Genomic DNA, 13,985 nt, shown 5'->3' on the forward strand with positions numbered 1-13,985 from the left:
CGCGCGGCTGGCGGGCCGACGAGGCGGCCCGGGCGGTGCTGCTGGCCGCGCTGCCCGCGGAGAGACTCGCCGAACGGCTCTCTCTCCTGTACGCCGAGGCCACCGCCGAGGAGAAGCTGGCCGTGTTCAAGGCGCTGCCGCTGCTGCCGGTCGGGGCGGAGGTCGTCCCGCTGCTGGAGGACGCGATCCGCACCAACGACGCCCGGCTCCTGGCCGCCGCGCTCGGCCCTGCCGCCCGGCACCTGGACCAGGCAACGTGGCGGCAGGCCGTGCTCAAGTGCGTGTTCACCGGGGTGCCGCTCGACGGCGTGCACCGTCTCGCCCAGCGGGCCGACGCGGAACTGGCCGCCATGCTCGCCGGGTTCGCCGCCGAGCGCGCCGCCGCCGGCCGCACCATGCCCGCCGACGCCGCCGCCCTCCTCGACCGTCTCATCCAGCGAAGCCGGACTGGCTGATCCGGCAGTGGGAGGCCTGATGCGAATCTTCGACCCGCACATCCACATGACGTCGCGCACCACCGACGACTACCGGAGGATGGCGGCGGCGGGCATCCGCGCCGTCGTCGAGCCTGCCTTCTGGCTGGGCCAGCCGCGTAGCAATCCCGGCTCGTTCGTCGACTACTTCGACTCCTTGCTCGGCTGGGAGCCGTACCGGGCCGGATCGTTCGGCATCCGCCACCACGCCGCGATCGCGCTGAACCCCAAGGAGGCCAACGACCCCCGCTGCCGGCCGGTGCTCGACCTGCTCCCCCGCTACCTGGAGAAGGACGGCGTGGTCGCGGTCGGCGAGATCGGCTACGACTCGATGACGCCCGAAGAGGACGACGCGTTCGCCCGGCAGCTCGCCCTCGCCGTCGAGCACGGCCTGCCGGCACTGGTCCACACCCCGCACCGCGACAAGGCCCGGGGGACTCGGCGGACCCTCGACGTGGTGGCCGCCTCCGGCATCCCGCCGGGCCGGGTCCTCGTCGACCACCTCAACGAGCTCACCGTCGGCCAAGTGCACGAGTCCGGCTGCTGGATGGGCTTCTCCCTCTACCCTGAGACCAAGATGTCGCCGCCCCGGATGGTCGAGATCCTGAGCCGGCACGGGCTGGAGCGGATGCTGGTCAACTCCGCGGCCGACTGGGGGAGGTCCGACCCGCTGCTCACGGTGGAGACCGCGCGAGCCATGCTGGCGGCGGGCTTCGACGAGGACGACGTCGACAAGGTGATGTGGCGCAATCCCGTGGAGTTCTTCGGCCAGTCGGGCCGGCTCGACCTGTCCGAGGCGGACCAGGCGGAGCCGGCGTTCCAGGGCAACTCGATCCTGCGCGGAGGAAGCTGATGCGGCTGCGCGACCCGGCCGGGCGCGTCCTGCATCTGGGCTACTGCACCAACGTCCACCCCGCCGAGGACCTCCGTGGCGTCGTCGCGCAACTGGACGAGTTCGCCGTGCCCGTCCGCGAACGGCTGGACGCGCCCGTGCTCGGCCTGGGCCTGTGGCTGGCCGCGCCCGTGGCGGCCGAGCTGGCCGCCGACCCCGCGGGCCGCCGGCGGCTGCGCCGCGAGCTGGACGCCCGGGGGCTGGAGGTCGTGACCCTCAACGGCTTCCCCTACCGGTCGTTCCAGGACCCGGTCGTCAAGCACGCCGTCTACCAGCCCGACTGGACCAGCCGGGAGCGGCTGTCGTACACGCTCGACCTGGCCCGTGTCCTGGCCGACCTGCTGCCCGCAGACGCCGTACGCGGCTCGGTCTCGACGCTGCCGCTGGCCTGGCGCGAGCCCTGGGACACCGGCATGGCCGGGCGGGCCGCTCGGCGGCTCGACGAGCTGGCCAAGCGGCTGGCCGGAATCGAGGCGGCGACCGGGCGCGTCATCAGGGTGGGCTTCGAGCCGGAGCCCGGCTGCGTCATCGAGACGACGGCCCAGGCCGCGGCCCGCCTCGCCGGGGTGGACACGGACCGGCTCGGGATCTGCCTCGACCTGGCCCACCTGGCGTGTGCCTGGGAGCGGCCGGCCGACGCCCTGCGCACGCTGTGGGGGGCGGGCCTGCCGCTGGTGAAGGTCCAGCTGTCGGCCGCTCTGGAGAGCGCCGAGCCCGCGGCGCTGCGGGAGTACGCCGAGCCGCGCTTCCTGCACCAGACCCGCAACCCCGACGGCGCGGCGGCCGACGACCTCGGCCAGGCGCTGGCGGCCGGTCTCCCGGCGCCCTGGCGGGTGCACTACCACGTGCCCCTGCACCTGCGGCCCGAGCCGCCGCTGTCGGCCACGACGGGCGTGCTCCGCGAGGCCCTGGCCGAGCTGGTCGCCCACGGGGAGTGCGATCACTACGACGTGGAGACCTACACCTGGAACGTGCTGCCGCCGGCGCATCGTCCCCGCACCTCGCAGGAGCTCGCGGCGGGGATAGCCGCCGAGCTGGCCTTCGCCCGCGACCAACTCCACCGTCTGGGAGTTCACCCGTGACCTCTCCACGGGGAAGCGCGCGCGGCGCCTCGCATCTCGTCCTCGACGTGGTCGGGCTCACCCCCCGCCTGCTGACCCACATGCCCCGCCTGCGGGCGGTGGCCGGGACCGGCTTCCAGGCCCGGCTCGGCACCGTCCTGCCCGCCGTCACCTGCCCCGTCCAGTCGACGTTCCTGACCGGGCTGCCTCCCTCCGCGCACGGCATCGTGGGCAACGGCTGGTACTTCCGCGATCTGGGCGAGGTGCTGCTGTGGCGCCAGCACAACGCCCTCGTCCGTGGCGAGAAGGTCTGGCAGGCCGCCCGCCGGCGCAAGCCCGGCTTCACCGTGGCCAACATCTGCTGGTGGTACGCCATGGGCGCCGACGTCGACTGGACCGTCACCCCACGGCCGATCTACCACGCCGACGGCCGCAAGGAACCCGACTGCTACACCTACCCTCCCGGACTGCACGACGAGCTGACCGCGCACCTCGGCCCGTTCCCGTTGTTCTCCTACTGGGGGCCGGGGGCGGGCATCGCCTCCTCTGCCTGGATCTGCGCGGCCACCCGGCACGTCATGACGACCCGCGACCCCGACCTGACCCTCGCCTACGTGCCGCACCTCGACTACGACCTCCAGCGGTACGGGCCCGGCGACCCCCGTTCGGCCGCAGCCGCGGCCGAGCTGGACGGGGTGCTGGCGCCGCTGCTGGACGCCGCCCTCGACCGGGGGACGACGGTGACCGTCCTGTCGGAGTACGGCATCACCGACGTGTCCCGGCCGGTCGCGGTCAACCGGCTGCTGCGCGCGGAGGGCCTGCTCCACGTCCACACGCAGGCCGGCATGGAGTACCTGGACCCGTGGACCTCCCGCGCCTTCGCCGTGGCCGACCACCAGGTGGCCCACGTCTACGTACGGGACCCGGCCGACGTGCCGGCCGTGGCGCGGCTCTGCGCCGCCCTGCCCGGCGTGGCGGAGGTGCTCGGCGAGGAGCACAAGACGGCCCGCGGCCTCGGCCACCCGCGCTCCGGCGAGCTGGTGCTGCTGGCCGATCCCCACGCATGGTTCACCTATTACTACTGGCTCGACGACGCCCGGGCGCCGGACTTCGCCCCCCTGGTGGAGATCCACCGCAAGCCTGGCTACGACCCGGCCGAGCTGTTCTTCGACCCGGCCGGCCCGGGACGGGCCAGGCGGCGGGCGGCCCTGGCCCTCCTCAGGAAGAAGGCCGGCATGCGCTACCTGATGGACGTCGTCGGCCTCGACGCGGGCGCCGGCGCCGTCCGCGGCTCCCACGGCCTGCTCCCCCGCGATCCGGAGGACGGGCCCCTGCTGCTGTGCTCCGACCGGTCCGCCGCCCGCGACCACCTCGCGGCGACCGAGGTGAAGGACTTCCTCCTCGGCCGTACACCCTAGGCCCCGGCCGGTGCGCACAGCGGTGCTCAGACGGTGGGCATCGTCCCCCGGCTCAGGTGGCGCGGTGCCGGGAGCGGCGGGCCGGGCGGATGTTGGCGTTGAGGTGGAAGACGTTGTCCGGGTCGTAGACGGCCTTCACCGCCGCCAGCCGCCCGTACTTCTCCGCCCCGTACGCCGCCCGCACCCGGTCCGCTTCCCGCTCCACCTGGAAGTTCACGTACGAGCCGGCGCCCATGGCGTGCGGGAGCACCGCCTCCCAGGCGGCCCGCGACCACGCCCGCTCGGCCGGCAGCGCCTCGGGCGACGACGTGAGCGCCGTGAAGCAGAGCGTGTGGTGCGGCAGGCGGGTGCCGCCGTAGGCGGTGGCGGCGTCGTCCACGGCGCAGAACTCCCCGTCGAGGCGGAACGACGGCATGAACGTCATCGCCGACCCCTTGAGAGCCGCCTGCTCGCACAGCGTGGCCGCCGCCCCCGGGGTGATCGCGGCGAGGTCCAGCGCCCTCTCGTAGGCGTGGACGCCCCAGGGGGCGGTGGCGTCCAGGAACGCCTGGAGCCGCGGGTACGGCATGGCGTCGGCGTACGTGAACAGCGGCCTCAGCATGTCCTCGACCCCGGTCACCGTCGCCCGGTGCTCCTCAGCCGAGCCGAATCCCGCGATCAGCAGCGCGTGGCCGGGCCTGGAGCGGTGCGGCGGCGGCACGAACGGCGCGGGCGGCGCGGTCAGCCCGTACGCGGCCAGCACCCCGGCACGCCGGGGCAGCCCGGCGATCGCCTCCTCGATCACCTGGAGCGCCTCCGGCCCGCGCTCGGCCTCCCAGAACAGCAGCGCGAAGTGGACCTCGGGCCCCACCGGGTGCAGCCGGAAGGTGAAGCCGGTGACGACGCCGAAGTTCCCGCCGCCGCCCCGGATGGCCCAGAACAGCTCGGGATGGTCGCGGGCCGAGGCGTGGACGTACTGGCCGTCCGCGAGGATCAGGTCGGCGGACTCCAGGTTGTCGGCCGAGAGGCCGTGCATCCGGGTCAGCCAGCCGAACCCGCCGCCCAGTGTCAGCCCGCCGACACCCGTGTGGCTGACCGTGCCGCCGGGCGTGGCCAGGCCGTGCGCCTGCGTGGCGGCGTCGAGGTCGGCCCAGGTGGCGCCGCCCTCGCAGACGGCGCGGCGGGAGGCGGGGTCCACCCGCACCCGACGCAGCCCGCTCAGGTCCACCATGAGGCCGCCGGAGGTCACGGCGGAGCCGCCGACGTCGTGGCCGCCGCCGCGTACCGAGATCTCCAGCTCCTCCTCGCGGGCGAACCTGATCGCCGCCGACACGTCGCCGGGGCCGGTGCAGCGGACGATCGCGGCCGGCCGGTGGTCGACGGCGCCGTTCCAGAGCGCGCGGGCGACGTCGTAGCGGGGGTCCTGCTCCGTGACCACGCGTCCCGTGCACCTCTCGCGCAGCGTCTCCAGCTCACGTTTGATCAGCCGCACCATGACGCCCTCCCGGCCGGCCCTCCCCCAGAGCCGGCGGTCAATGTCAACTCATCGTAGTTTTCGGCGAACCCGTCGTGTCCCGGTGACCGGTGAAATCCTGGTCATGCCCGTCGTCCCGGCCGTCCGCCGCGGCGGACGGGGGCGGCCGTACGGGCTCGTGCGGGTGATCGTAAGATCACCAAGATGACGATCGGCCCTGTGGCGATGGGTGGCCGGCCCGACGAGGTGCGCGCCCCCGAGGAGTGGCTCACCCCCGTCGAGCGGGAGCGGGCCGCGCGGTTCGCGTTCGACGCCGACCGCGCCGCGTTCGTCGCCGCCCACCTGCTCGTACGGCAGTGCGCCGCGGCCGCCCTCGGCCGGCGCCCGGAGGAGCTGACGCTGCTCCAGCGCTGCGACGTCCACGGCCCCGGCCACGGCCGGCCGTACGTCGAGCAGGCTCCCTCCCTGGGCGTCAGCTTCAGCCACACGCGCGGCTACGTCTGCGCGGCGGCCGGCGACGGGCGGGTGGGGGTGGACGCGGAGCGCGTGCCCGCGGGCCCGCTCGACGGGGCGCTGGCCGAGGTGGCGCTCACCCCCCGCGAGCGTGCCGGGGTCACCCGCAACGACGAGCTGATCCGGCTGTGGGCCCGCAAGGAGGCGCTGATCAAGCGCGGCGAGCTGTCACTGGACCTGCTGCGGACGGCGGAGATCGACTGGGCGGGGCGCCACGTGCTGGAGTGGACGGCCGAGGCGGACGTCATGGTGGCTGTTATCACAGACGCCCCAGCCCGCAGACTGCCGCTTTCCGAATAAACTGGACGTATGTTTTACAGGAAGCCCTTGGAGGAGCGGATCGCGGACCGCGTGGCCGCGCGCAAGCCGCTGGAGGAGGGCAAGACCTTCGAGCACGGACCGGCGAAGTTCGTGTTCGTCTTCCTCATCGCCGCCGTCGTGATCATGCACGTCGTCGGCGTCGCGATCGTCATGGCCTTCGCCTAGACCGGGTGCCTCGACCAGGCGCCTGGACCCGCGCCCGGGCCGGGCGATCGCCCGTGGGATCGATGAGCGTGCGCTAGATTGGAGATCATGAGCGCGCCCCGCTGGCTTTCCCCCGCCGAGCAGCGTGCCTGGCGCACCCAACTGGCCCTGCACAAGCTGCTCATGCACCGGCTCGACCGTGAGCTGCAGGCCCACTCGCTGTCCGTGAACGACTACGAGATCCTGGTCAACCTCTCGGAGAGCTCCGGCAGGCGGATGCGCATGAGCGACCTGGCCGACGCCACGATCCAGTCACGCAGCCGCCTGTCCCACCAGATCTCCCGCATGGAGGCCAAGGGCCTGGTCGCCCGTGAGGAGTGCCGCGACGACCGGCGCGGCACGTTCGCGGTGCTGACCGACGAGGGCTGGGACACCATCCAGCGCGTGGCGCCCGACCACGTGGCCGGTGTGCGCGAGCACTTCATCGACCGGCTCACCGACGAGCAGCTCGACGCCCTGGAGAGGGCCTACCGGCCGATCGTCGAGCACCTCAAGGAGCTGCGCTGACCCGTCCCCGCACGGCGGGGCGGCGAGCGCCGACACCCAACCGATATCGGTGACCGGCGCACGCTGATCCGGACGCTCGCTACGATCCGCTCATGCCGAGAAAGCTGCTGCTCGTCGTTCTTGTCGCGCTCATGTCGGCCTGTTCGTCGGGTGGCGGCGGGGAGCTGCCCGCCGGGCCCGACCTGATGAAGAAGGCGTCGGAGGCCATGAAGACGGTCACGTCGGCCACGTTCTCCATCGCCACCGAGGGCAAGCCGAAGGTGCCGCTGAAGAAGGCCGACGGCCGTCTCACCTCGGCGGGCGACGCCGACGGCACGCTCACGCTGGAGGTGCTCGGCAGTCTCCAGGAGATCACGTTCGCGCTCGTCGGCGACACCGTCCACTTCAAGGGGCCGACCGGCGGCTTCCAGCGGCTGACGCGCAAGGAGCTGGCGCAGATCTACGACCCGTCGCTCATCCTCGACCACGACAAGGGCGTCCCCCAGCTGCTGGCCACCGCGGCCGACCCGCGCGTGGAGGCGGAGGAGGACGGCGCCTACCGGGTGGCGACGACGTTCTCCGGCCAGGTGCTCGGCACGATGGTGCCCGGCGTCACCCAGGGCGTCAACGGGACCCTCTGGGTGGACAAGGCGACGAGCCGCCTGCGGAAGGTGGAGCTGCCGCTGCAGGACGGCACGGTCACGGTCACGTTCAGCGACTACGACGCGCCGGTCACGATCACGCCGCCGCCGGCCGGCTGAGGCCGGCGGAATGGGCTCCTTGACGACGGGACCGGCCGGCGAGGACCCGGCGGTCCGGAGTGACGAGAACCGTCCGGCGAAGGCGGCCCGCCGGGTCGCGCTCGGCGTCGGCGGCGCGGTGGTGCTGCTCGCGGCGCTCGACGCCTACGTGGTGGTGACCGTTCTCATCGACATCGCCGAGGACGTCGGCATCCCGGTCAACCGCCTGGAGCGGGCCACGCCCGTGGTCACGGGGTTCCTGCTGGGGTACGTGGCGGCGATGCCGCTGCTGGGCCGGCTCTCCGACCGGTACGGCCGCAGGCCCCTCATCCACGCCTGCCTGGCGGCGTTCGCGCTCGGCTCGGTGCTGACGGCGCTGGCGGCCGGCGAGGCCATGGTGGTCGCCGGCCGGACCGTCCAGGGCGTGGCGGGCGGCGCGCTGCTGCCCATCACGATGGCGCTCATCGCCGACCTGTGGGGCGAGCGGGAGCGGCCCATGGCGCTCGGCGCCGTGGGAGCGGCGCAGGAGCTGGGCAGCGCCCTCGGCCCCCTGTACGGCGGGCTGCTGGCGGCGCTCCCCCGCACCTCGTTCCTGGGGGTCGAGCTGGGCGGCTGGCACGCCATCTTCTGGATCAACGTCCCGCTCGCCGCCCTGGCCGCCGTCGCGGTGCACCGCTGCGTCCCCCCGCCCTCTCCCCCAGCGGTACGGGCGGCGGACGGCACGGGAGCTGTGGAGCGCGCGGACGGCACGGGCACCGTGGGGCGGGTGGACGGCACGGGGGGCGCGCTGCTGGCGCTCGCCCTGGCCCTCCTCGTGGCCGGCCTCTACAACCCGGACCCCGCCAAGGCCGTCCTCCCGTCCTGGGGCCTGCCGCTGATCGCCGCCGGGCTGCTCGCCGGGGCCGCGTTCGTCCGGTGGGAGATCCGCTCCCCCGTACGGCTGCTCGACCTGTCCGGCACCCGCAAGGGGCCGCTGCTGGCCACGCTCGGCGCCAGCTTCCTGACCGGCGCGGCGCTGCTGGTCACCATGGTGTTCGTGCAGTTCACCGCGCAGACGCTGCTGGAGATGGAGGCCCTGGAAGCCGCCGCGCAGGTGCTGGGCTGGTTCCTGATCGCGCTGCCCGTGGGCGCGGTCGCCGGCGGCCTGCTGGCGCGCCGGCTGGGTGACCGTTCCGTCGCCGTGACGGGCCTGCTGGTCGCCGCCACGGGGTACGCGCTGATGAGCCGCTGGCCGCTGGACCTGGCCGGCGCCCGTCCGCAGATGAGCGCCGACCTGGTGGTCGCCGGGCTGGGCCTGGGCCTGGTCATCGCCCCCGTGTCGGCGGCCGTGCTGCGCGTCACGCCGGCCGCCCAGCACGGCGTGGCCTCGGCCGCCGTGGTGGTGGCCCGGATGATGGGCATGCTGATCGGCATCGCGGGCGTGTCGGCCTGGGGGTTCTACCGGTTCCAGTCGCTGACGGCGCACCTGGACACGCCGCTGCCGTTCGGCGTCGACCCGGCGGTGTACGCCCGCAGGATGGCGGACTACCTGGCCCGGGTCGACGCCGCGCTGCACCTGGAGTACACCGAGATGTTCCTGGTGACGGCGGTGCTGTGCCTGATCGGCGCCGTGGTCGCCCTCTTCATGCCCGGACGCGGCGCCTGAGCGGGCGGTGCGTCAGGGCGGGAGGGTGCGTCAGGGCGAGGGCGCGTCAGGGCGAGAGGCGGTGCAGGTCGCGCGGGAACAGCGCCGCCTGGCGGATGTTGGGCGCGCCCGTCAAGCGGGCCGTCCAGCGTTCCAGGCCGATCGCGAACCCGCCGTGCGGCGGCATCCCGTGCTCGAACGCCCGCAGGTACCCCTCGTACGGCTCCACGGCCTCGCCGCGGGCGGCCAGCGCGTCCAGGTAGTCCTGGTGACGGTGCAGCCGCTGCCCGCCCGTCACCAGCTCCAGCCCGCGGAACAGCAGGTCGAACCCGTTGGAGTGGCCGGGACGCGCCGGGTCGGGATGCGTGTAGAAGGGACGTTTGACCATCGGGTAGCCGGTGACGAACAGGAACTCCGATCCGTGCTCCCGCAGCGCCCACTCCGACAGCCACCGCTCCTGCGCCGGCGACAGGTCCGGCTCGCCGTCCTCGCCGCTCATGCGCTTGGCCTCGGTGAAGGGGACGGCCGGGATCTCGGCCGGCACCTCGGGCAGCGCGGCGGCCAGGGCCTCGACGGCGGGGGCGGCGCGCAGCCGTACCGACTCCAGCATGCCCGCCAGGGCCTCGCGCAGGACGGCCATCACGTCGCGGTGGTCGCGGACGAACCCCAGCTCGGCATCCAGGCTCGTGTACTGCGCCAGGTGGCGGGCGGTGTCGTGCGGCTCGGCCCGGAACACCGGCCCCACCTCGTAGACCCGCTCGAACACGCCGACCATCGCCTGCTTGAAGAACTGCGGCGACTGGGCGAGGTAGGCGGGACGGCCGAAGTAGTCGACGGTGAAGACGTTCGCGCCGGACTCGGTGGCCGAGGCGACGAGCTTCGGGGTGTGGATCTCGGTGAAGCCAAGCCGGTCGAGCGTCGCCCGGAACCCGGCCACGCTCGCCGCCGAGATCTCCAGCGGCGCGCGCAGCAGCGGGTGCCGCAGCGCGACGGGCGCGTGGTCGAGGACGGCCGGCAGGGCGGCCGGGACGACGGGCCGGTACAGGTCGAACGGCGGCGCCTTGACGGGCTCCGACAGCACCTCGATGCGGGGCTCGGTGAGCTCCGCCCCGCCTGGCGCGTGCGCGCCGGGCGTCACGAGGCCGGTGACGTGCACGACGCTCTCCTCGGGCGGGAGCACCGTCCCGGGCGGGACGACGACCTGGGCGACGCCGCGGCGGTCGCGGACGAGGAGGAAGGACACGGATTTCAGCCGCCGGCGGCGATGGACCCATCCGGCGATCGTCACTCGTTGGCCGGCGTGCTCCTTGAGCTGCGCCGACAGGACACGAGAGATCATCACTGCTCCTTGGAGGACGTGTGTGATCCCTTGGGAGTGCGGGGGAGAAGGGAGCTCCCGGTGCCACCGCACTTTCGCCGCCCCGGACGGGACGGCCTCCGTGACCCGATGACGGGGGTCAGGCCGGCGGGGCATTTCCTCCCCGCACTCGGGAGTGTCTTCGCCGGGAGGCACGGGGCCGCCTTCGCAGCTGCCGGCGGCTCTCTCCGCCCGCGCGGTCTTCCGGCTACTCGTCTCCGTCAACGTGTTAGCCGTGGATGTTAGCCGCCGCCCCGCGACGAGGCAACGCGATTGCTGCCGGGTCGCGGGGGCCGGGCCGTCACTTCTTCTGCTGGGAGGCGCCGCCCTTGCGCTTCTCGCGGATCTTCATCGTCACCTCGATGGGCGACCCGGCGAAGCCGAACTCCTCGCGGATGCGCCGCTCGATGAAGCGCCGGTACGTCTCCTCCAGCCACCCCGAGGTGAACAGCACGAACTTCGGCGGCTCCACCGACGCCTGGGTGGCGAACAGGATCTTCGGCTGCTTGCCGCCCCGGACCGGCGGCGGCGTCTGCTGCACCAGCTCGGTCAGGAACGCGTTGAGCCTGGCCGTGGGCACTCGCGTCGACCACGACTCCAGCGCCTTCTCCAGGGCCGGGACGAGCCGGTCCACGTGGCGGCCGGTGCGGGCGGAGATGTTGACCCGCAGCGCCCACGGGGTGCGCACGAGCTGCCGGTCGATCTCCTTCTCCAGGTAGTAGCGGCGGTCCTCGTCGACGAGGTCCCACTTGTTGAACGCGACCACCATGGCGCGGCCCGACTCGATCACCAGGCCGATGATGCGCAGGTCCTGCTCGGTGAGCGGCTCGCTGGCGTCGATCAGCACGACCGCCACCTCCGAGCGCTCCAGCGCGGCCCGGGTGCGCATGGCCGCGTAGAAGTCGGCGCCCTGCAGCTCGCGGTCGCGCCGCCGGATGCCGGCCGTGTCGACGAAGCGCCAGGTGCGCCCGCCGAGCTCGATCAGCTCGTCCACCGGGTCACGAGTGGTGCCGGCCATCGGGTCGACCAGCACCCGCTCCTCGCCGGCGAGCTTGTTCAGCAGCGACGACTTGCCGACGTTGGGCTTGCCGAGCAGCGCCACCCGGGCGGGGCCACGCTCGGTGCCGAACGTCTCGCGCGGCGTCTCCGGCAGCGCGTCGAGGACCACGTCCAGCAGGTCGCCGCTGGAACGGCCGTGCAGGGCCGAGACCGGGTACGGCTCGCCGAGGCCGAGTGACCACAGCGCGGCGGCCTCCAGCTCGACCAGCTGGTTGTCGACCTTGTTGGCGGCCAGGATGACCGGCTTGCCCGACTGGCGCAGCACCGAGCCGACGATCTCGTCGGAGTCGGTCGCGCCCACGGTCGCGTCGACCACGAACACGATCACGTCGGCCAGCTCGACCGCGACCTGCGCCTGCTCGGCGATGCGCAGGCCCATGCCGGTGGCGTCGGGGTCCCAGCCGCCGGTGTCGACGACCGTGAAGCGCTTGCCGCGCCAGTTGGCCTCGTAGGTCACCCGGTCCCGGGTCACGCCGGGCACGTCCTCGACGACCGCCTCCCGGCGGCCGATGATGCGGTTGACCAGCGTGGACTTGCCCACGTTCGGCCGTCCGACGATGGCCACGACGGGCAGCGGACCGCTGTCGTCGTGCTCTTCCGTTAGTGCGAGGTCGTCGAGATCAGCCTCGACCCAGTCCCCCGTAGACACGATGTTTCATCCTTAGTGAGTCCCGCACCTGTTCAGGCGCGCTCGTAGTGCTGGCCGCCGGAGCCGCTCCGCGCCGCGGAACCGCTCCGCTCCTCGACCAGTCTCAGCACCTCCGCGATGACCTGCTCCAGGTTCAGCGCGGTGGTGTCGAGCTCGACGGCGCCATCCGCCATCGAGAGTGGATCGGTCTTGCGTGTCGAGTCGAGCCTGTCGCGCCTGGCCAGCTCGGCCTGCTGGGCCTCGACCGTCGTCGCCGGACCCGTGGTCGCGGTGGACTCGGCGGCGCCGGACAGCTCCGCGTGGCGGCGCCGGGCGCGGGCCTCGGCGCTGGCCGTCAGGTAGATCTTGAGCGTCGCTTCGGGCGCGACGACCGTGCCGATGTCACGGCCCTCGACCACGATGCCGCCGTCGCCGATGATCCGCCGCTGCAGGGCCACGAGCCGGGCCCGCACCTCGGGCACCGCCGCGACCAGCGAGACGGCGCCGGTCACCTGGGCGCCCCGGATCGGCCCCGCCACGTCCACGCCGTCGACGTGGATCGACGGGGCGTCGGGGTCGGTGCCGGAGACGATCTCGGGCTCGACGGCCCGCGCCGCGACCGCGTCGGTGTCGGCCGGGTCCACGCCCTGCTCCAGCACCCACCAGGTCATCGCCCTGTACATGGCGCCGGTGTCGAGGTAACGCAGGCCGAGGGCCTTGGCCACCCCGCGCGACGCGCTCGACTTGCCCGACCCCGAAGGGCCGTCCATGGCGACGACCAGACCGGCCACGGCCTCTCCTTCTTCACGCTCTCAAGGCTCTTGCTCGACCTCAAGAGGCTACCGCCTCGCGCCCCTTCCGGCGTCCGCCCGCGTCCCCCCGCACCTGGCGGAGCGCGCCGCCGGGACGGCCGGTGCGGCAGGCCGTAGGACCACAGAGCCGTGGCAGTCCGGTAAGGGGCCGTATGACGAGTAAGGGGCGGCATTCCGGTTAGGGACCGTACATGGTCGAACGGGTTACGGTGGTGGTGGCCACCAGGAATCGACGGCGCGCGCTGGCCGGGTCCCTCCCCCACCACCCACGCCCCGTCATCCTGGTCGACAACGGCTCCACCGACGGCAGCCCCGGCTTCGTCCGCCGCCACTTCCCCGGCGTCACCGTCGTCGAGGCCGGCCGGAACCTGGGCGCGCCGGCCCGCAACGTGGGCGTGCGCATGGCGCGGACCCCGTACGTGGCCTTCGCCGACGACGACTCCTGGTGGGCGTCCGGGGCGCTGGCACGGGCGGCGGACGTCCTCGACGCGCACCCACGCCTGGCCGTGCTGGCCGCCCGCGTCCTCGTCGGCCCCCAGGAGCGCCCCGACCCGGTGTGCGAGGAGATGGCCCGCTCCCCGCTCGGCCACGACCCGGACCTGCCCGGCCCGAGCGTGCTGGGCTTCCTCGCGTGCGGCGCGGTGGTACGCAGGGACGCCTACCTGGAGGCCGGCGGGTTCGACGACGTCATCTTCTTCTTCGGCGAGGAGGAACGCCTGGCCATGGACCTGGCCGCGAAGGGCTGGGGGCTCGCCTACGTCGACGACGTGGTGGCCCACCACCATCCGTCCCCGTCGCGGGACCCGCGCGGGCGCAGGGAGCTCGCCACGCGCAACTCCGTGCTCACGGCCGTGCTGCGCCGCCCGTGGAGCGTGGTCGCCCGGCGCTCGCTGGCCGCCCTGCGCCAGGGCCCGCGCGGCTGGCGGGGGCTGCGCACGGCCGTT

General features: G+C 73.7%; 14 protein-coding genes. 10 read left to right on the forward strand and 4 right to left on the reverse strand.

Going from position 1 to position 13,985, the window contains the following annotated elements; all coding sequences use genetic code 11:
• The 4 genes from ABZS51_RS40060 to ABZS51_RS40075 form a co-directional block, all read left to right on the forward strand.
• On the forward strand, positions 1–455 hold a 455-nt coding region (locus ABZS51_RS40060; protein ID WP_355452826.1), incomplete at its 5' end, for an EboA domain-containing protein.
• 19 nt (positions 456–474) lie between these two features.
• Complete coding sequence (locus ABZS51_RS40065) at positions 475–1,326, forward strand: TatD family hydrolase (protein ID WP_355452829.1); 852 nt, start codon at positions 475–477, stop codon at positions 1,324–1,326.
• Complete coding sequence (gene eboE, locus ABZS51_RS40070) at positions 1,326–2,447, forward strand: metabolite traffic protein EboE (RefSeq protein ID WP_355452832.1); 1,122 nt, start codon at positions 1,326–1,328, stop codon at positions 2,445–2,447. Before ABZS51_RS40065 ends, eboE begins: the two co-directional genes overlap by 1 nt.
• A complete protein-coding gene (locus ABZS51_RS40075) occupies positions 2,444–3,844 on the forward strand; it encodes a nucleotide pyrophosphatase/phosphodiesterase family protein (RefSeq protein ID WP_355452835.1) in 1,401 nt (466 codons plus the stop codon). Before eboE ends, ABZS51_RS40075 begins: the two co-directional genes overlap by 4 nt.
• A gap of 52 nt (positions 3,845–3,896) precedes the next feature.
• Here the strand turns inward: ABZS51_RS40075 and ABZS51_RS40080 are convergent, their stop codons facing one another.
• A complete protein-coding gene (locus ABZS51_RS40080; RefSeq protein ID WP_355452837.1) occupies positions 3,897–5,318 on the reverse strand; it encodes an FAD-binding oxidoreductase in 1,422 nt (473 codons plus the stop codon).
• 183 nt (positions 5,319–5,501) lie between these two features.
• On the opposite strand from ABZS51_RS40080, the gene ABZS51_RS40085 reads away from it, so the two are divergent.
• The 5 genes from ABZS51_RS40085 (at position 5,502) to ABZS51_RS40105 (ending at position 9,206) form a co-directional block, all read left to right on the forward strand.
• Positions 5,502–6,110 carry a 4'-phosphopantetheinyl transferase superfamily protein gene (locus tag ABZS51_RS40085; protein WP_355452840.1) on the forward strand — a complete coding sequence of 203 codons (609 nt, stop codon included), beginning with the start codon at positions 5,502–5,504 and terminating at the stop codon, positions 6,108–6,110.
• A 9-nt stretch (positions 6,111–6,119) separates the two neighbouring features.
• Entirely contained in the window at positions 6,120–6,296 is a 177-nt protein-coding gene (locus ABZS51_RS40090; RefSeq protein ID WP_310716726.1) for a hypothetical protein, read from the forward strand.
• 87 nt (positions 6,297–6,383) lie between these two features.
• A complete protein-coding gene (locus tag ABZS51_RS40095; protein ID WP_355452843.1) occupies positions 6,384–6,842 on the forward strand; it encodes a MarR family transcriptional regulator in 459 nt (152 codons plus the stop codon).
• Between the two features lie 92 nt (positions 6,843–6,934).
• Positions 6,935–7,582 carry an LppX_LprAFG lipoprotein gene (locus tag ABZS51_RS40100; protein WP_355452846.1) on the forward strand — a complete coding sequence of 216 codons (648 nt, stop codon included), beginning with the start codon at positions 6,935–6,937 and terminating at the stop codon, positions 7,580–7,582.
• A 19-nt stretch (positions 7,583–7,601) separates the two neighbouring features.
• A complete protein-coding gene (locus ABZS51_RS40105) occupies positions 7,602–9,206 on the forward strand; it encodes an MFS transporter (protein WP_355452849.1) in 1,605 nt (534 codons plus the stop codon).
• Between the two features lie 46 nt (positions 9,207–9,252).
• Here the strand turns inward: ABZS51_RS40105 and aspS are convergent, their stop codons facing one another.
• The 3 genes from aspS to cmk all read right to left on the reverse strand — a co-directional run bounded on the left by aspS (position 9,253) and on the right by cmk (position 13,020).
• Positions 9,253–10,524, reverse strand: a complete 1,272-nt coding sequence (aspS, locus tag ABZS51_RS40110; RefSeq protein WP_355452852.1) for an aspartate--tRNA(Asn) ligase — start codon at positions 10,522–10,524, stop codon at positions 9,253–9,255.
• A 319-nt stretch (positions 10,525–10,843) separates the two neighbouring features.
• Positions 10,844–12,250 (reverse strand): ribosome biogenesis GTPase Der, encoded by a 1,407-nt coding sequence (gene der, locus ABZS51_RS40115; RefSeq protein ID WP_355452855.1) that lies wholly within the window; start codon positions 12,248–12,250, stop codon positions 10,844–10,846.
• Positions 12,251–12,282: 32 nt separating this feature from the next.
• Positions 12,283–13,020, reverse strand: coding sequence for a (d)CMP kinase (gene cmk / locus ABZS51_RS40120; protein WP_355452858.1), 738 nt, complete (start codon positions 13,018–13,020; stop codon positions 12,283–12,285).
• A 212-nt stretch (positions 13,021–13,232) separates the two neighbouring features.
• On the opposite strand from cmk, the gene ABZS51_RS40125 reads away from it, so the two are divergent.
• The coding region (locus ABZS51_RS40125) for a glycosyltransferase (protein WP_355452861.1) at positions 13,233–13,985 on the forward strand (753 nt) is incomplete at its 3' end.

This window comes from Nonomuraea sp. NPDC005501 (assembly GCF_040605905.1).
Lineage (GTDB): Bacteria > Actinomycetota > Actinomycetes > Streptosporangiales > Streptosporangiaceae > Nonomuraea.